The 16,367-nt window shown below is 68.4% G+C and carries 18 protein-coding genes and 1 tRNA gene; 8 read left to right on the top strand and 11 right to left on the bottom strand.

Annotation, left to right across the window (positions count from 1 at the left end; all coding sequences use genetic code 11):
• Window positions 1–29 precede the first annotated feature (29 nt).
• From H7841_00095 to tsaD, 6 genes are all read right to left on the bottom strand, one after another.
• Window positions 30–398, bottom strand: a complete 369-nt coding sequence (locus H7841_00095; GenBank protein MEO5335281.1) for a hypothetical protein — start codon at window positions 396–398, stop codon at window positions 30–32.
• Window positions 370–600 (bottom strand): hypothetical protein, encoded by a 231-nt coding sequence (locus H7841_00090; GenBank protein ID MEO5335280.1) that lies wholly within the window; start codon window positions 598–600, stop codon window positions 370–372. Before H7841_00090 ends, H7841_00095 begins: the two co-directional genes overlap by 29 nt.
• Window positions 600–1,241, bottom strand: a complete 642-nt coding sequence (locus tag H7841_00085; GenBank protein MEO5335279.1) for a GNAT family N-acetyltransferase — start codon at window positions 1,239–1,241, stop codon at window positions 600–602. The genes H7841_00090 and H7841_00085 overlap by 1 nt, the downstream gene beginning before the upstream one ends.
• A gap of 103 nt (window positions 1,242–1,344) precedes the next feature.
• On the bottom strand, window positions 1,345–2,067 hold the full coding sequence (locus H7841_00080) for a LuxR family transcriptional regulator (GenBank protein MEO5335278.1): 723 nt from the start codon (window positions 2,065–2,067) through the stop codon (window positions 1,345–1,347).
• Window positions 2,068–2,318: 251 nt separating this feature from the next.
• A complete protein-coding gene (locus H7841_00075; protein MEO5335277.1) occupies window positions 2,319–3,605 on the bottom strand; it encodes a TIGR04013 family B12-binding domain/radical SAM domain-containing protein in 1,287 nt (428 codons plus the stop codon).
• Complete coding sequence (gene tsaD, locus H7841_00070) at window positions 3,602–4,636, bottom strand: tRNA (adenosine(37)-N6)-threonylcarbamoyltransferase complex transferase subunit TsaD (protein MEO5335276.1); 1,035 nt, start codon at window positions 4,634–4,636, stop codon at window positions 3,602–3,604. The genes H7841_00075 and tsaD overlap by 4 nt, the downstream gene beginning before the upstream one ends.
• Before the next feature lie 70 nt (window positions 4,637–4,706).
• Between tsaD and hemC the strand changes: the two genes are divergently transcribed.
• From hemC to H7841_00050, 4 genes are all read left to right on the top strand, one after another.
• Window positions 4,707–5,636 carry a hydroxymethylbilane synthase gene (gene hemC / locus H7841_00065; protein MEO5335275.1) on the top strand — a complete coding sequence of 310 codons (930 nt, stop codon included), beginning with the start codon at window positions 4,707–4,709 and terminating at the stop codon, window positions 5,634–5,636.
• 3 nt (window positions 5,637–5,639) lie between these two features.
• Window positions 5,640–6,344, top strand: a complete 705-nt coding sequence (locus tag H7841_00060; GenBank protein ID MEO5335274.1) for a uroporphyrinogen-III synthase — start codon at window positions 5,640–5,642, stop codon at window positions 6,342–6,344.
• Window positions 6,345–6,418: 74 nt separating this feature from the next.
• A complete protein-coding gene (locus H7841_00055) occupies window positions 6,419–7,570 on the top strand; it encodes a mitofilin family membrane protein (protein ID MEO5335273.1) in 1,152 nt (383 codons plus the stop codon).
• A 6-nt stretch (window positions 7,571–7,576) separates the two neighbouring features.
• The gene (locus H7841_00050) at window positions 7,577–8,932 is read left to right on the top strand and encodes a heme biosynthesis protein HemY (protein ID MEO5335272.1); all 1,356 of its coding nucleotides are present in this window, start codon (window positions 7,577–7,579) and stop codon (window positions 8,930–8,932) included.
• Between the two features lie 73 nt (window positions 8,933–9,005).
• Here H7841_00050 and H7841_00045 read toward each other — a convergent pair whose 3' ends face one another.
• Window positions 9,006–9,329: a DUF1491 family protein gene (locus H7841_00045; GenBank protein ID MEO5335271.1), complete on the bottom strand. Its 324-nt coding sequence runs from the start codon at window positions 9,327–9,329 to the stop codon at window positions 9,006–9,008.
• 59 nt (window positions 9,330–9,388) lie between these two features.
• Between H7841_00045 and H7841_00040 the strand changes: the two genes are divergently transcribed.
• The 4 genes from H7841_00040 (at window position 9,389) to H7841_00025 (ending at window position 12,173) form a co-directional block, all read left to right on the top strand.
• On the top strand, window positions 9,389–9,796 hold the full coding sequence (locus H7841_00040; protein MEO5335270.1) for an HIT domain-containing protein: 408 nt from the start codon (window positions 9,389–9,391) through the stop codon (window positions 9,794–9,796).
• Window positions 9,797–9,838: 42 nt separating this feature from the next.
• Window positions 9,839–9,914, top strand: a tRNA-Thr gene (locus H7841_00035).
• 596 nt (window positions 9,915–10,510) lie between these two features.
• Window positions 10,511–11,200 carry a J domain-containing protein gene (locus H7841_00030; GenBank protein MEO5335269.1) on the top strand — a complete coding sequence of 230 codons (690 nt, stop codon included), beginning with the start codon at window positions 10,511–10,513 and terminating at the stop codon, window positions 11,198–11,200.
• A gap of 7 nt (window positions 11,201–11,207) precedes the next feature.
• Window positions 11,208–12,173 (top strand): D-glycerate dehydrogenase, encoded by a 966-nt coding sequence (locus tag H7841_00025; protein MEO5335268.1) that lies wholly within the window; start codon window positions 11,208–11,210, stop codon window positions 12,171–12,173.
• A gap of 55 nt (window positions 12,174–12,228) precedes the next feature.
• Here H7841_00025 and H7841_00020 read toward each other — a convergent pair whose 3' ends face one another.
• The 4 genes from H7841_00020 to hypA form a co-directional block, all read right to left on the bottom strand.
• Window positions 12,229–12,993: a Bax inhibitor-1/YccA family protein gene (locus H7841_00020; protein ID MEO5335267.1), complete on the bottom strand. Its 765-nt coding sequence runs from the start codon at window positions 12,991–12,993 to the stop codon at window positions 12,229–12,231.
• Window positions 12,994–13,082: 89 nt separating this feature from the next.
• Window positions 13,083–14,513, bottom strand: a complete 1,431-nt coding sequence (locus H7841_00015; protein ID MEO5335266.1) for an FtsX-like permease family protein — start codon at window positions 14,511–14,513, stop codon at window positions 13,083–13,085.
• Window positions 14,510–15,856 carry a chorismate synthase gene (aroC, locus tag H7841_00010; GenBank protein ID MEO5335265.1) on the bottom strand — a complete coding sequence of 449 codons (1,347 nt, stop codon included), beginning with the start codon at window positions 15,854–15,856 and terminating at the stop codon, window positions 14,510–14,512. Before aroC ends, H7841_00015 begins: the two co-directional genes overlap by 4 nt.
• A complete protein-coding gene (gene hypA / locus H7841_00005) occupies window positions 15,856–16,197 on the bottom strand; it encodes a hydrogenase maturation nickel metallochaperone HypA (protein ID MEO5335264.1) in 342 nt (113 codons plus the stop codon). Before hypA ends, aroC begins: the two co-directional genes overlap by 1 nt.
• Between the last annotated feature and the right edge of the window lie 170 nt (window positions 16,198–16,367).

Below are 16,367 nucleotides of genomic sequence, written 5' to 3'. Positions count from 1 at the left end.
CCCCGCCGTTTCCGTTGGCGCGGTCCCCGCTACTCGGCGGCGCTTCGCCGCCGGACCTTCTGGCCGGCGATGCGGATCAGGAAGGGCATGATCGGATCTCCGGCCTGCTTGGCCTCGGTCTCCAGTTGGGACAGACAGTCGGCCAAGCCGTCCAAGGTCTGGATCTCGTCGATCCCGTCCTCGGCGGGTGGCAAATAGCCCTCGCCGAAGAAGGGCTCGGGGGCCTCGACGGCGGCCAGGTCGAGCATGCGGACCAAGCCGTCCTCGCCCACCGCCATGGCATCCTCCATCAGGTAGCGCAATGCCAGGGACACGGCCTCCCGGCTCGGCTCCTTGGTTGCGATGGCGGCCTTGCGGGCCAGACGACGTTCAAGAAGCGAGATTATGTTGCCGGCCATTGTCTTCTCCCACGGTGGTGTTGGTAAGGTCTTGATCGAGAGGGTCGGATTCGTTGGCGTGCATCCAGAAGATCACGTCGTTGGCGGCCTTGCCGATGATCCCGGCGATGTCCATCAGGCCGGCGTCGAGGGCCTCCCGGGCCAGATACTGGAGCCCGGGAAGCAGAGCCTCGGCGGTTTGCAGGGGCGATTCGCGGCTCATCACGCCACCAGGGCCCGCTGCTGCATCAGCAGGTCGTCGGCGGTGCGCAGGACCGGTTCGTGGACTCCGGTCTTGGCGCGGACACGGGCCAAGACCCCGGGCGAGACGTCCATGGCCCCGGCGGCCACCTTGTCGGGGCCCAGGCGCCGGACATCGCCCATGAATTCGACGGGCCAGCCCGAATTGACGAAGACGGCGCGCCAGATCAGGGTCGGCATGACCCCGACGATCTGCCGCACGCCATGGCGCAGGCAGAATTCCAGGTAGGCGGTCACCAATTCGCCCAGAATACGCTTGCGGAGCGCCGGATCGAGGTCGCGGTCGATGCCGAAGCGGGTGCCTTCCCAGACATCGGGCGACGCCGGCAGATCCGCCTTGGACACCATGTCGGGCCACTGGTCGGCCAGCATGTAGGGGCGGTCGGTCGGGCTCAGGCGGGATACCCCGCGCGCTTCGCCGGTCTCGTCGCGCCAGACCAGATAATGGGCGGCCGGGGTGTCGTACTGGTCGTACTCCATGCCCCGGTAGGAGGGGATGTTCCACTGCTGGCGCTCGACGAAGACCCGGTGCCGCAGCCGGTGCTGGGACGCCAGCGCGCTGCCGAACAGGTGGGAAGTTTCGAGGGTGACGCAATCGATCATTGGGGCTGCTCCTCTGCCGGGTGGTTCGTTGGAAACAACAAACCACCGATCCGGCTCGGAAACAGCCTACGAACCCTCGTAGGGTCCGCTTAAGTTATTGTGATTAAATGGAAATAAGTCTCAGGCGATAGCCCTTGACCACGGCGGTCAGGCGCGAATCCGCCTTCAGCTTGGCGAGGATGTTGCGCATGTGGAAATCGACGCCGTGCTCCGAAATGCCGAGAATGTCGGCGATAACCCCGTTGCTCTTGCCCGCCGCCGCCCATTTGAGAATCTCGATCTCGCGGGCGGTCAGGCGCACTGTCGGCGCGTCGGACAGCATCGGCAACGCGAGCGCCGTATATGCAGAATGGAACTGCACGGTCAGGGCATGGATGAAGCCCAGGCGCCGTTCGGGTTCGGTCCCCCCGAAACTGCTGGCCATCCCGACCCCCATGACCTCGCCGTAGGGGCCGTGCAGCGGCACCGCCAATCCGTCGCGCAGGCCCGCTTCCAGGCCTTCATCCATCACCGCCCGCTGGCCGCGGGACAGCTTGGTCCGCCCCATCATGTCCTGCCAAGTGAAGGGCCGGTTGGTGCCCAGGCAATAGGTCCGCACGGGATCCAGTTCGATGTAGTTCTTGGCGACGTAGTACTTGACCCAGTCGTCGGGATAGTTGCGCATCACCGCGGGCGAGCCGACGCTGTCGTAAGCCGGATGGTCGGCCAGGGCGCTGTACATGACGCGATCGAAGCCCAGGTCGCCCAGGGCCCGCTCGTACAAGGAAAATACCTCTTCGGGTGTCCCCGAGCGATTGGTCTCCTCGATGAAGCTTTCGATCAGCACGGCTCCCTCCCTGCCGGAGCGCCCTATTCCCTTCGCGCGCCTTCGTCCCTACCCGAGTCGCCCGAACTCGTCTGGAGTGTAGCGCAGGACAGCCCCCGATTCCAAAAGGAATCTCGGCTCGCGAAGGTAACGCAGGTGCGGAAAGCATCCATTATAAAGTCAATAAATCCCAATGCCATGTTACCTTTGGAGGCCTGACATCATACGAAAGATACTTATTGCCGACTATTTCGCCTCTTCCGGGTACCGCCTCAGGACGCCGGTGGGGAGCGTCTCGTCTTGGTCAGGATCGCAAGACCGGGGGACATGCCGCTCTGGGTCTGCCACTGGCCGAACAGACCCCCGCGCGAGGCCAGGCGGTGCAATCCCAGCCGGATCTCGTCGTTCATCGTGCCGGCGGGAGTCCCGGCGAAGGGGGTGCCTGGCAGGGGCAGGAAGGTATGGGCATGGACCCGGGCGCCCATCGCCGCCAGTTCCTCGGCGACCCGGAGCGATTCGCGGGCGTCCTCCGCGGTCTCGCCGGGCAGGCCGAAGATGAAGTCCACGTAGGTCTTGAAACCGGCGGCCAGGGCGGCACGGGTGCCGCGAAAGACATCATCCACGCTATGTCCCCGATGGCAGGCCTCCAGCATCCGGGGCGAGCCCGACTGGGCGCCGATGACGATGTTGTCGTTGTGCACCAGGCGCTTCAGCAGTCCCACCGATTCCGGGGTCAGGTGTTCCGGCCGCGCCTCGGCCGGGAAGCTGCCGAAAAAGATGCGTCCCCGCGGCCCCAGTTCCTCCTGCACCGCGATCAGGAACTCTTCCACCAGGTCCAACCGGGGTTCCTCGCCGTCGGCGCCGTAGGACAGGGCCGAGGGGGTGATGAAGCGCACGTCGCGCATGTTGCGCTTGCGCATGACCTTGAGCGCGTCGCGCACCGCCGCCACCGACCGGTGCCGGAAGCGGGCCTTGGAATGGAAGGCGGCCCGGCAGAACCGGCAGGCGTAGATGCAGCCCCGGGTGATCTCTATGGGGTTGAACCAGCCATCGCGGGCGGCGAACGGCGGCCAGTCGTCCAGATCGACCCGCCCGGCCGGACCGGCCGTGACATAGCGATCGCCTTCCAGACGTCCGATGCCCTTGACCGCGCCGGGATCGCCCCCGTCCTTCCAGGTACGCACCAGATCGACGATGGTCGCTTCGCCCTCGCCGGTAGCCACGAGATCGAATCCGGCCCGCAGGGTCTCGGCCGGAAGCGCCGCCGCATGGACTCCCCCCGCCAGGTGCAGGACGCCGGGGCCGTGCCCGGCCTTGGCGACGGCTAGTTCGGCCACCGCCTCGGCGAAGTTCGGCGAAAAGAAGCTCCAGGCCACCAGGACCGGCCGGCCGTCCCGCTCCCCGGCGGCGATGAGTTCCACGAGGGCTTCGGGACCGCGGGCGAAGCGGATATCCACCTCCCGGTCCAGGTCGGCCTTTTCCAGGGCTCCCAGCAGCACGTGGCAGGCGTAGGCGCGGTTGCGCCGGTAGTTGAACAGGAACAGAGGCTTGGCCGTCATGCCTTGACTCCGGCATAGACGGCGGGCGGGGCGTCCGGGTCCAGGGGCCAGCGGGGGCGGGGGCGGAAGTCCAGGCCATCGCGCCGTCCCAGGCGCAGCCGTTCCAGTCCCGCCCAGGCGATCATCGCTCCGTTGTCGGTGCAGAGACCGAGCGGCGGGGCGACGATCTCCACCCCCAGTTCCTCCAGCCGGCCGCGCAGGTAGCGGTTGGCGGCCACGCCGCCGGCCACCGCCAGCGGCCCCCGGCGGCCGTGGCGGTCGCCGAACGCATCCAGGGCGTTGCGGCAGCGATCCACCAGGACGTCGCCGGCCGCCGCCTGGAAAGCTGCCGATAGATCGGCGGCATCCTGGGGGGTGGGGGCGGCGGGAATGGCGTGGCGCACGGCCGTCTTGAGCCCGGAAAAGGAAAAATGGCAGCCGGGCTTGCGCCACAAGGGCCGCGGCAACGGGAAACGGGCCGGATCGCCCCCGGCTGCCGCCCTTTCCACCGCCGGGCCCCCCGGATAGCCGAGCCCCAGCATCTTGGCGACCTTGTCGAAGGCTTCGCCCAAGGCGTCGTCGATGGTGGTGCCCAGGCGCCGGTAGATCCCCACGCCCTCCACCGACAGCAGCTGGCAATGCCCACCCGAAACCAGCAGCAGCAGATAGGGAAAGTCGATGCCGTGGGTCAGGCGCAGGGTCAGGGCATGGCCTTCCAGGTGGTTGACCGCCAGGAAAGGCAGCCCCCGTACGGCGGCGATGGCCTTGGCGGTCATCACGCCCACCAGGACCCCGCCGATCAGGCCCGGCCCCGCCGTGGCGGCGATCCCCGCCAGATCGCCGAAATCCAGCCCGGCGTCGGCCATGGCGCGGGCGACGATGCGGTCGACCTGTTCCAGGTGGGCGCGGGCGGCGATTTCGGGCACGATGCCGCCATAGGGCCGGTGCTCCTCGATCTGGGACAGGACCACGTTGGCCAGGACGGCGCGGTCCGCGTCCACCAGGGCGGCGGCGGTTTCGTCGCAGCTCGTTTCGATACCCAGCACGATCATCGGAAAAAAGCCTTGCTCCGGCGCGGTTCCGGCCTATACCAGGGGGCGGCCCGGCAGGAAAGGCTTTTGCATGACCCCCTTGCGCATCGGAACGCGCGGCAGCCCTCTCGCGCTTGCCCAGACCCACGAAACCCGAGATCGCCTGATGGCGGCCCACCCCGAGCTGACGGCGCCCGGCGCCATCGAGATCGAGATCATCAAGACCACGGGCGACAAGGTGCTGGACCGGGCCTTGGCCGAAGTAGGCGGCAAGGGCCTGTTCACCAAGGAAATCGACGAAGCCATGCTGGAAGGCCGCATCGACATCGCGGTCCATTCCATGAAGGACGTTCCCACCTGGCTGCCCGACGGCATCGTCCTGCCCTGCATGCTGGAACGGGAGGACGTGCGCGACGTCTTCGTGTCGCGCAAGGCGACGACCCTGGCCGATCTGCCGGCCGGCTCGGCGGTCGGCACCGCCTCGCTCCGCCGCCAGGCCCAGATCCTCCACCGCCGGCCGGACCTGAAGGTCGTCACCTTCCGCGGCAACGTGCAGACCCGGCTGCGCAAGCTGGACGAGGGCGAGGTGGACGCCACCCTGCTGGCCAAGGCGGGGCTGAACCGGCTGGGCTTGGCTTCCGTCGCCACTTCGGTCATCGAAACCGCCGACATGCTGCCGGCCGTCGCCCAGGGGGCCATCGGCATCACCTGCCGGGCCGGGGACGAACGCGCCCACCGGCTGCTGGCCGCCCTCGACCACCCCCCCACGGCGATCCGGGTGACCGCGGAACGGGCCCTGCTGGAAGTCCTGGACGGGTCCTGCCGCACCCCGATCGCCGCCCTGGCCGACTTCCAGGCCGACGGCTCCCTGTCGCTCAAGGGGCTGATCGCCCGGCCCGACGGTTCCCAGGTTCTGGAAACAAGCCGTTGCGGAGCCGAATCGGATGCCGGGGCCCTGGGCCGCGATGCCGGCCGGGAACTGAAGGACCGGGCAGGCCCCGGCTTCTTCCAGAGCTGTTGAGCCATGCGGCTCCTGGTCACCCGCCCCGAGGAAGACGCCCAGGCCACGGCCGCGCTGCTGGCCTCGCGGGGCCACCAGCCCTACGTGGAGCCTCTGGTCGCCATCCATATCGTTTCTGGTCCGAAACTTGTTCTCGAGGGCGTTCAGGCGCTTCTCGTGACCAGTGCGAACGGAGTCCGGGCCTTCGTCGCCCACGAGGACCGGCGCGATCTGCCGGTGTTCGCGGTGGGCGATGCCTCGGCCCGCGCCGCCCGCGCCGCCGGCTTCGTCCGGGTGGAAAGCGCGGCGGGCGATGTCCAGACGCTGGCCCGGCTCGTCGAACGCCGTCTCGACCCGCGGGCGGGCGACCTGCTTCATGGGGCGGGAAGCAAGGTGGCGGGTGACCTGGGAGGCATGCTCGGCGCTTCCGGGTTCCGGTATCGCCGCGAAGTCCTCTATGAGCAGACCAAAGCGGATTCCCTGAGTGCCGACACCGAGCGGCTGTTGCGCGAGGATGGCCTGGACGGCGTGTTGCTCTATTCGCCCCGCACGGGCGCCACCTTCGCCCACCTGCTGCGCGACCTGGATCTGGAAGCGGCGGCCGACCGGTTGACCGCTTTCTGCCTAAGTCCTGCCGTGGCGGAAAAAGTTTCGCATCTGCAATGGAAGGCGGTTCGCGTGGCCCCGGAACCGACCCAGGACTCCCTGCTGGATCTTCTGGAGCCGTGACGGATTTTTCTCTCCCGCCGCCGGGGGCACTTTGATACTGTGACCGCGCTCCGGGAAAGGAAGAGGCAGGGGACATGACCGAGGCTTCGAACAGCGTGCCGACCGGCCCCACCCAACGGCCGGCGCCACCGCGTGGCCGCCGCCGCAGCGGTCTGGGCCGTCTCGTGGCCGCCATCGCCGTGATTGCCACCCTGGGGGCGGTCGCCCACGCCACGTTTCCCGTCTGGTGGCCGAAGCTGGAATCGCGCCTGGAGAAGATGGGCATCGAACTGGATGGCGTCCGCGATCCGCGGGTGGCCGGGCTGGCGGATCGAGTGACGGTTCTGGAGGAGATGACCCGCAGCCGTCTCAAAACCGATGCGGTTCAGGATCTGGAAGCCGAACGGGCGCGCTTCAGCAAGGACATCGGTACCGTGGTGGCGCGCATGGAGGCTCTGGAGGCCGCCGTCTCCGCGGTGCGGCGGATGGCCGACGCCCAGGCGCTTCAGCCCGGTTCTCCTGCCGAACCCGCCGTCCTCGGCGGCGAGGATCTTCCGGCCATCAAGGACCGCCTGGCGCGGCTCGAAGAAAGCGCGGCGGGCGTTCATGCCGAAGGCACGGGCGTCCAGGCGGAACAGGCCCGGGCCGAACTGGTCCAGGCGGTGGCACAGCTTTCCCAGCGCCTGGCTTCCCTCGAACAGGCCAAGGCGCCTCTCCCGCCTCCGCCTCCCGGCAGCGCGCGGGCCCTCGTCCTGGCGGTCGGCCAATTGCGCGAGGCGTTGCGCGCCGGACATCCCTATCTGGAACACCTGGAAGCCCTGAAGGTGGTGGCGCCGCCGGCCCCGGTGATCGCCGAGGCCGTGGCCGTGCTCGAGCCGCCGGCAGCCACGGGCGTTCCCACCCTGGAAACGTTGCGTCGGCGATTCGAGGATATGGCAGCCGTGATGACGCGCCCCGCCGTTTCCGTCCCCGGCACCGAATCCTGGGTCGACAAGACCATGACCAGCCTGTCGTCCCTGGTGACCGTGCGCCGGACCGGGGACGCCCCCCAGCTCGGAGCCGCCCGCGAGGCCCTGGCCCGCGAGGATCTGGCGGGGGCGATCCGTGCCATCCAGGAACTTGCCGACCGTCCGGCGGAAGCAGCCGCTCCTTGGTTGGCCGAAGCCCGGGCCCGCTTCACGGCCGACGAGGCCCTGGCGGCGCTCCACAACCATGCCATCGCCCTGGCGGGCCAGCAGCGGGAGTAGCGGTTCGTGTGGCGCAATCTATTCCTTCTGGCCTTCCTCTGCCTTCTGGCCTTCGCCGCCGCCTGGATGGCCGACCGTCCCGGGTCGGTGGTCGTCGACTGGCAGGGCCATCACATCGAGACGAGCTTTGCCCTGGTGGCCGGTCTCGCCGCCCTGTTGGCCATCGTCTCCGCCCTGTCGTTCCGCTTGGTTATCTATCTTCTCGAATTGCCGGGACGCTTCCGTCGGCGGCTGGCCGAGGGCAGTTGCCGCAAGGGATACCTTGCCCTTACCCGCGGGTTGGTGGCGGTGGCGGCGGGCGATGCCCAAGGGGTCCGGGACCAGGCTTGGCGGGTGGAAAAGCACCTCCAGGACCCACCGCTTACCCTGCTGCTCTTCGCTCAGGCGGCCCAGCTTTCCGGAGACGACCTGCGGGCGGCCCATTTCTTCCGGCAGATGCTCGATGATGCCGAAACGGAATTCTTCGGCCTGCGCGGGCTCGCCCAGCAGGCGCTCAAACACGGCCAGCCCGAGGAGGCCCGGCGGATGGTCGCGCGGGCTTTCCGGCTCAATCCGCGCAGCGAATGGGCGGCAAGCCACCTGCTGGCACTGGAGGCCCGGAGCGGCCATTGGGACGGGGCGCGGGCCTTGCTGATCGAGGCCTCACGCCATGGGTCTCTTCCCGGCGACAGGGCCAAGCGCGGTCATGCGGTGGTCGAACTGGAATTGGCGACGGCCGCCGAGGGACGCGGCGACCTTTCCCTGGCGCTCCGCCACCTGCGCCAGGCGGTGGACCTGCGCCCCGATTTTGTTCCGGCATCGGTACGCTTGGTGCGGGCGTTGGTGGCCGTCGGCAAGATGCGCAAGGCGGTCGGCGAGGCCGAAGCCGCCTGGGGACGCCAGCCCCATACCGATCTGTTCGAGGCCTATTGCCTGGCCCGCCAGGCGGCGACGCCCCTGGAGCGGGCCCAGGCGGCCGATCGGCTGGCGAAGATCAATCCCGGCTCGCGCGATGGCCGGCTGGTCGCCGCCCGGGCCAATCTGGCCGCCCGCCTGTGGGGGGAGGCCCGCAAGCATCTGGGGGCCGCTCTCGAAATGAAACCCACGGTCCAGGTTTTCCGCCTGCTGGCCGAGGTCGAGGAAACCGAGCCCGAGCAGGGCACGCCGGCCCGGGCGCGGGAATGGCTGGTCCAAGCCTCCCTGGCCGATCCCGATCCGGCCTGGGTTTGCGCCGACTGCGGCGCCACGGTGGCGGAATGGTCGCCCTTCTGCGGCGCCTGCCAGGGGTTCGATACCCTTGCCTGGAAAGTGCCGCCACACGTCCACCATACCCAGCCGCCCCAAGCGGCGGCCGCCGCCCTGCCGTTGGGCCGGGCACGCTAGGGCCGATTCTGGCCGCCCGCCCTCCGGGCGGAGCGACGAACAATTCCGTCAACGCCGGAATTGCTCCAGGATTTCAGAAAACCGGATGGTCGAGGGCGTAACGGCCCTTGGGGTCCTCGATCTCCAACACCCAGAGATCCGGATCGATATCTACCTGGCGGCGGATATAGGCCTCGGCAGCCTGGTCGGGGATCGCCTCCGGTCCGCCCGCCCGCATCCAGCGCCGGGCGCCGTCGTCTCCGGTGACCGGAACGAAAAGATCCGAGGTCCCGTTCAGGCGGTTGAGGCGCAAAAGGACGCTGCCGGCGTCGGGGTCGCCGCGCCGGGCGACCGCGGCCGCCAGGCATGCTCCATCGCAGAGTCTGAGCTGGGCCTGGACCCAGATCGAGGCTTTCAATCTCGCTTCCGTCATGAAGGCGAGTATAAGGGAAGCGGGCGGAAAAGGGAGGCCGTTGCATGTTCGACCTGCATCCGACGCTGGCGGAGGATACCGAGGAAGTAGCCCGGTTGGCGGTTTGTCGCGTCCTGTTGATGAAGGACGCCAATTATCCGTGGCTTATCCTGGTGCCGCAACGGGAAGGCCTTAAGGAGCTTCACGATCTTGGCCCCGACCTGGGTGGGGCGATGGAGGAGGTGGCGTTGGCCTCGCGCCTCCTGGCCGAGCGGTTCCGGCCCGCCAAGATCAACGTGGCTGCCCTGGGAAATATCGTTTCCCAGCTTCATGTCCACGTGGTGGCTCGTTTCGCCGACGACCCCGCCTGGCCCCGGCCGGTTTGGGGGGCGGTGCCGCGCCGGGAATACGCTCCGGCGGAATGGAGGCTGACCCTGGAGGGGATGCGGGCCGCCTTCGGCCGGACGGGATGATCTTGCCAAATCCGGCCCTTCCGCTTATGGTCCGCCCTACCTGCCGCAGTAGCTCAGCTGGTAGAGCAACGCATTCGTAATGCGTGGGTCGGGGGTTCGAGTCCCTCCTGCGGCACCATTCCCCCCGTCCGGCGAATTTACGTAACATTAAGGCCTGTGGCACCGGCTCGGAGCGGGGATTTCGGTGCGTTCGGTCAATAAAGAGCGGCCTTACGGACCCCGATCCGGGCCCAACGCCCCCCTGAAGAGCAGCGGATTTCCCCGTTAACGAAGATTTAACCATGCGGATGTGTAAATTTACTTCGGGAAAACAAGAGGTTAGGCGGGGTGCCGCGCTACCCACGCCGCTTCCGTCCTCGCCGGACACCAGGCGCCTGCAAGTGTAGTTGCGAAAGAACCCGGCGCCTCCCTACGGCGGGGAATCGAGGGCCTACAAGGCTCTCGGCGGTCTCCACGGGGGCATTTCCCGTTGCCCCCCGACGGCCGACCTCCGGTCGCCCTCCCTTGGAAAACAGAGTCATATCAGCCGGTTAGGCGGAAACAGCGGAGGCAATCTTCCTGAAAACAACAGGAGTAGTTGACAGTTCCGTACGCCCGGCTAGTCTCGTTACCGCCTAGATATGGTCGGTTTCCGGGATTTCCGCGCAAGGTGTGGAACTTGTCGGAATTCCATGCCAACCGTTAACAAGAAATTAACGAATCGGGAAGGCGATCATGGACGCCGATGTGAAGAAACATTCTTACACAATTCCCTGCTCCTCGGCCTTTCGCGACGCCGTGGCCAATCTGGCACGGCGCAAAAAGGCCAACGTGGCCGATCTGGCCCGTTCGGTGGTGTTGGTACTCCCTGCGGCGGCCATCGCCGAGTTTCCCGATCCGGGCGAACCGGGCCGCGAGGACCGGGAGACCGTGGTGCTCAAGTCCGGGTCGGCCCAGGGCCGCCCCTGGCGCCGCAAGCCCCGCCTGCAGGTCCGCCTGCCGCCAGGCCACGAGGTCGCCATGATCCGCCGCGCGCTCGGCATCGCGCTGGCCATGGAACGGGGCGAGATGGCGCTGCGCCTGGACGGCAAGGCGATGGCCGCCGCCGCTCATGCCAACCAGGCGCCGCCCGCCCCCTCTCCCGAGGATGGCCGCCTGCTCCGCGAGACCCGAGAGGAATTGGAGCGCCTGCAGGCCATCGTCTCGGTCCTGGCCTTCGAGCCGCTCCGGGACGGCGTGCATACCCGCGACGAGGCCCTGCACGTGCTCGGCTTCCCGCCCGGCCGCATTCCCGATCTGGCGTCGCTCCGGGCCCGCTTTCGCATGCTGGCGACCATCCACCATCCGGACGGCACCTACGGCGACCACCGGCGCATGAGCCAGCTCAACGCAGCCATGGACATCCTGCGCCGAGGCATGGCATAGGCAGCCCATGACGCTCAAGCCCCGCCTCCTGGTCACCCGCCGCCTGCCCGCCGCCGTCGAGGCCCGAGCGTCTCGCGACTACGACGTCCGTCTCAACGCCGACGACCGGCCGATGCCGGCCGACGAGATCGTCGCCGCCAGTATGGGGCGGGACGGCCTGATCCCCACGCTGACCGACCGGCTGGATGCCGCCCTGATCGGTCGCCTGCCGGACAGCGTCCGTATCGTCTCGACCTTTTCGGTCGGCTTCGAGCATATCGACCTGGAAGCGGCCCGTGCGCGCGGCATCGTCGTCACCAATACGCCGGGCGTGCTGACCGAGGCCACGGCCGAAATCGCCTTCCTGCTGCTGCTGGGTGCCGCCCGGCGGGCCTGGGAAGGGGAAAGCCTGCTCCGGGCCGGAGCCTGGACCGGCTGGACGCCCACCCAGTTGCTGGGCACGCAACTGACAGGCAAGCGCCTGGGCATCCTGGGCATGGGCCGTATCGGCCAGGCGGTGGCGGCGCGAGGACGGGCCTTCGCCATGACGATCCATTACCACAACCGCAATCGGTTGCCGCCCGACCGGGAAGCGGGCGCGGTCTTCCACGCCGATCCGGAAGGCCTGCTGAAGGTATCGGACTTCCTTAGCCTGCACTGCCCCTTGACCCCCGAGACCCGGCATTTCCTCGATGCCCGGCGCCTGGCCCTTCTGCCCGAAGGCGCCGTGGTGGTCAACACGGCACGCGGTCCCGTGGTCGACGACGCGGCCCTGGTCGCGGCGCTGCGGACCGGCCGGGTCGCGGCGGCGGGGCTGGACGTCTACGAGGGCGAACCGGCGCTCCACCCCGGATACCGGGACCGGCCCAACGCCTTTCTGCTGCCGCATCTGGGCAGCGCCACGGTCGAAACCCGCAACGCCATGGGCTTCAAGGCGCTCGACAACCTGGACGCCTTCTTCGCCGGACGTCCCTGCCCCGACCGGGTGGCCTGAAAAGCAAAGGGCCCGGAGTTGCCCCCGGGCCCCGATGCCTCTCAGGCCGCCTGGCCTATTCGCGGTTGCCGAACAGGTTGAGCAGCATGGTGAAGAGGTTGACGAAATCCAGGTACAGGCTGGTGGCCCCCATGATCGCCTTCTTCGACGAGGTCTCGGAGTCGTCCGATTCCATGTAGATGGACTTGATCTGCTGGGTATCGTAGGCCGTCAGGCCGACGAAGACCAGCACGCCCACCACCGAGATGACGAAGTGCAGCGCCGAACTGGCCAGGAAGATGTTGACCAGGGAGGCGATGACGATGCCGATCATACCCATCATCAGGAAGGAGCCGAAGCCCGACAGGTCCTTCTTGGTGGTATAGCCGTAAAGGCTCATGCCGGCGAAGGTACCCGCCGTGATGAAGAACACCCGGGCGATGCTGGCTCCGGTGAACTGCACGAAGATGGTCGCCATGGAAATGCCCATGGTGGCCGCGAAGGCCCAGAAGACCATCTGCAGGGTCGAGGCCCGCATCTTGTGGAGCCCGAAGTTGATCGCCAGGATGAAGGCGAAGGGCGAGAACATCGCCGCCCAACCCAGGATCGTGGGGCTGACCGCGCGGCCCTTCACCGAGAAGAACAGGCTCATTACCTCGGGGGTGCTGAAGACGAGCATCGCCACGATGCCGGTGAGAGCCAAGCCGGCCGCCATGTAGTTGTAGACCTGCAGCATGTGCTGGCGCAGGCCGACGTCGATCAGGGCGGCTTCCGCCTGCTCGCGCGTCATGTCCCCCGCGTGGGTGCGCAGCGTGAAGCGGTTGTCGCGACCGAAAGCCATGTGTCCGTCCTTTCAAGACAGTTGACGAAGTCCTGCCGTTAATATGGCACGTTTCCACCCGAACGCAAGAGACGGGACGATTACGGAGACTACTCGTTCCTGAGATGCCTGACCGCCTCTTCTCCCAACGCGTGCAGGGTTCCCAGGGTGCCGGCCGCCATGGTCACGCCCAGGCAGAGCAGGGCGGTCCAGGCCGCGGGGCCGGGCAGGAAGGTCCAGCCCATTCCGAGCAAATGGCGCACCACCGCCCAGCCGGTCGTCACGCCGACCGCCGTTCCGGCTGCCGCCGTGGCGAAGCCCAGCACGGCGTATTCCAGCAGGTAGGCCCCCATCACCTGGCGGCGGGTGGCGCCCAGCACCTTGAAGACCACGGCCTCGTAAGCCCGGCGGCGACGGGTGGCGGCGATGGCTCCCGCCAGTACCAGGGACCCGGCGAGGATGGTCAGTCCGCCGACGCTCCGGATCGCCCCGCCCACCCCTTCCAGGATGCGCTGGGCGGCTTCGAGGGCCTCGCGCACCCGGATGGCCGTGACGTTGGGGAAAGCGTCGGCGAGCGCCTTTTCCACCTCTTCCTCCCGATCCGGCGTTACCCGCAGCGCCGCGATATGACCGTGGGGGGCCGCCTCCAGGACGCCCGGCGAGAAGATGACGGCGAAATCGAAACGAAGGGACCGCCAGTCGATCTCGCGCAGGCTGGCGATGGTGCCCTCGATGTCGCGTCCCATCACGTTGACCGTGAGGCTGTCGCCGATCCCGATGCCGAAGCCCCGCGCCACCCCGGCGTCCAGGGAAATCAAGGGCTGGCCGGAATAATCGGCCGGCCACCACGCGCCGGCCGAAATCTCGGCGCCTTCGGGCGGCAGCTTCGCGTAGGTCACCGAGCGGTCGCCGCGCACCGCCCAGGCCACCGCCGGATCGATGGCCCGCTTTTCCGCCGGCGTGCCCGCGATGGCGACGATCCGCCCGCGCAACGAGGCCACCCGCTTGTAGCCGGAAGTTCCGGGCAAGCCGTCGACGGTCCGGTCGAAGGCCTCCACCTGGGCATCTTGGATGTCGAGAAAGAAATAGGCGGGCGCGCCTTCCGGCAGGCGATGGGCGATCTGGCGCGACAAGTTGCCCTCGATTCCCGCCACCGCCACCAGGACCGCCAGGCCGACACCCAGGGACAGGACCACCGCCGTGGTACCCGATCCCGGCCGGTGCAAGTTGGCCAGTGCCAGCCGCCAAGAGGCGGAACGGGCCGGAATCCGCTTGGCCAACGCCATCAGCCCCTCCGCGCCGCCGCGGAGGGCGGCCAGGGTGCCGAGGGCTCCGCCGACGAAGGCCAGGGCGAAGGGCTTGTGCACGGCGGTGGCCACGGTGAGTGTCGCCAAGGCGCCGATGGCGGCCAGGAACAGCAGCACGAACAGCGGGCGGGGGGGGCTTGCGCCGGGGGGCAGGATGCGCGCCCGGAACAAGGCGGCGGCCGGAATCTCGCGGGCCTGGGCCAGCGGCCAAAGGGCGAAGGTGGCGGCGGTCAAGCGCAGCGGGCGCGGTGGCGGAGCAGGTGGTCCGCCAGGGTGAGGGCCATCATGGCCTCGGCCACGGGCACGGCGCGGATACCCACGCAGGGGTCGTGGCGGCCGAAGGTCTCGACAACCACCGGCTGGCCGGCACGGTCGATGCTGGCCTTGGGGCTGCGGATCGAGCTGGTGGGCTTGATCGCGATCTCGGCCACCAGGTCCTGCCCGGTCGAGATGCCGCCGAGCACGCCGCCGGCGTTGTTGCTCGCAAAGCCCTCGGGCGTCAGCTCATCGCCATGCTCGCTGCCTTTTTGCGCGACCGACGCGAAGCCCGCGCCGATCTCGACGCCCTTGACCGCGTTGATGCCCATCAGCGCATAGGCGATGTCGGCATCGAGCTTGTCGAACAGCGGCGCGCCCAGGCCGACCGGCACGCCGGTGGCCTCCACACGGATGCGCGCACCGACCGAATCGCCGGCCTTGCGCAGCCGGTCCATATAGTCCTCAAGTTCGGCAATCTGGCTGGCGTTGGCGGCGAAGAACGGGTTCTGGCCCACGTGCTGCCAGCCTTCGAAGGCGATGGGGACCTCGCCGAGCTGCGTCATGCAGCCGCGGAACTCGGTGCCATAAGCCTGCTTCAGCCATTTGCGGGCCACGGCCCCGGCGCCCACCATCGGCGCGGTCAGGCGTGCGGACGAACGGCCGCCGCCACGCGGGTCGCGCAGGCCGTATTTGCGCCAGTAGGTGTAGTCGGCATGGCCCGGGCGAAAGGTATCGAGGAGGTTGCCGTAGTCCTTGCTGCGCTGGTCGACGTTCTCGATCATCAGCAGCGAGCGCTCGGGCAGGCTCAGCTGACCGATGGCATGGCCGACCATGTGGGCGTCGAGATGGCAGCCCTTGCCGGTGTTGACCTGCACGGCCGGCGCCCCGGTGGCGCGGATGCGGTCGGCGTCGAAGCTGGTCTGCTGGTCGCCCTCGATCACCGCGACGGGAAAGCGCCCCGCCAGCGCCGCGATGGTCTCGACCAGCAGCGTCGTCTTGCCCGAGCCGGGGCTTGAGACGAGGTTCAGCGCGAACACCCCGGCCTCGGCCAGACGCTCGCGGTTGCGCGCGGCGTGGGCGTCGTTGTGGCCCAGGATGTCCTTCTCGATCTGGACGATGCGGCTCTGGGCGAGGCCCGGGACGTGGACGCCGGCCAGCCCGGCGCCCCAATGCTGGTCGCCTCCGCGCTCGACCGGGTGGTGATGGTCGTGGTGATGGTCGTGGTCGTGGTGATGGTGATCGTGGTCGTGGTCGTGGTCGTGATCGTGATCGTGACCATGGGAATGACCGTGGTCCTGGCAGCCGCAGACGGTGCACATCACTCCACCTCCAATTCCTTCACCCGCATCTCCTCACCGCCGGTGACGCGGAGCTGATGGCCGCCGCAGCGCGGACAGGGATCGTAGAGGGCGTCGATCGCCACCTCGCCGCCGCAGGGCGCGCAGAAGGCGCGGCCGGGCGGGCGCAGAATCTCCAGCGTGGCGCCCTCGGCGATGGTGCCGCGCTGGATCGCCTCGAAGCAGAAGCGCATGGACTCGGGATCGACGCTCGACAGGGCGCCGATCTCGAGGACCACCAGCGTCACTCTCGAAAACCCGCTCGCCGCCGCCTGGTCCTCCAGGATGCGCAATACGCCTTCGGTGAGCGACATCTCGTGCATGGACGGATGGTAGCCAATCGCGGCGCCGAATGGGAAGGATCATCGCTCGACCACCACCGCGCAGGCGACGCAGGGATCGAGCGACAGCACGACGAGCCGGGCGAGGAAATCCGGATCGTCCCCGGCCGGCGCGCCGGCCAGACCGCGCGCCAGCGGCCCGTCGGGATGGA

This window comes from Magnetospirillum sp. WYHS-4 (assembly GCA_039908345.1).
Taxonomy (GTDB): Bacteria; Pseudomonadota; Alphaproteobacteria; order Rhodospirillales; family GLO-3; genus JAMOBD01.
This window is presented reverse-complemented; position numbering and strand designations above follow the sequence as displayed.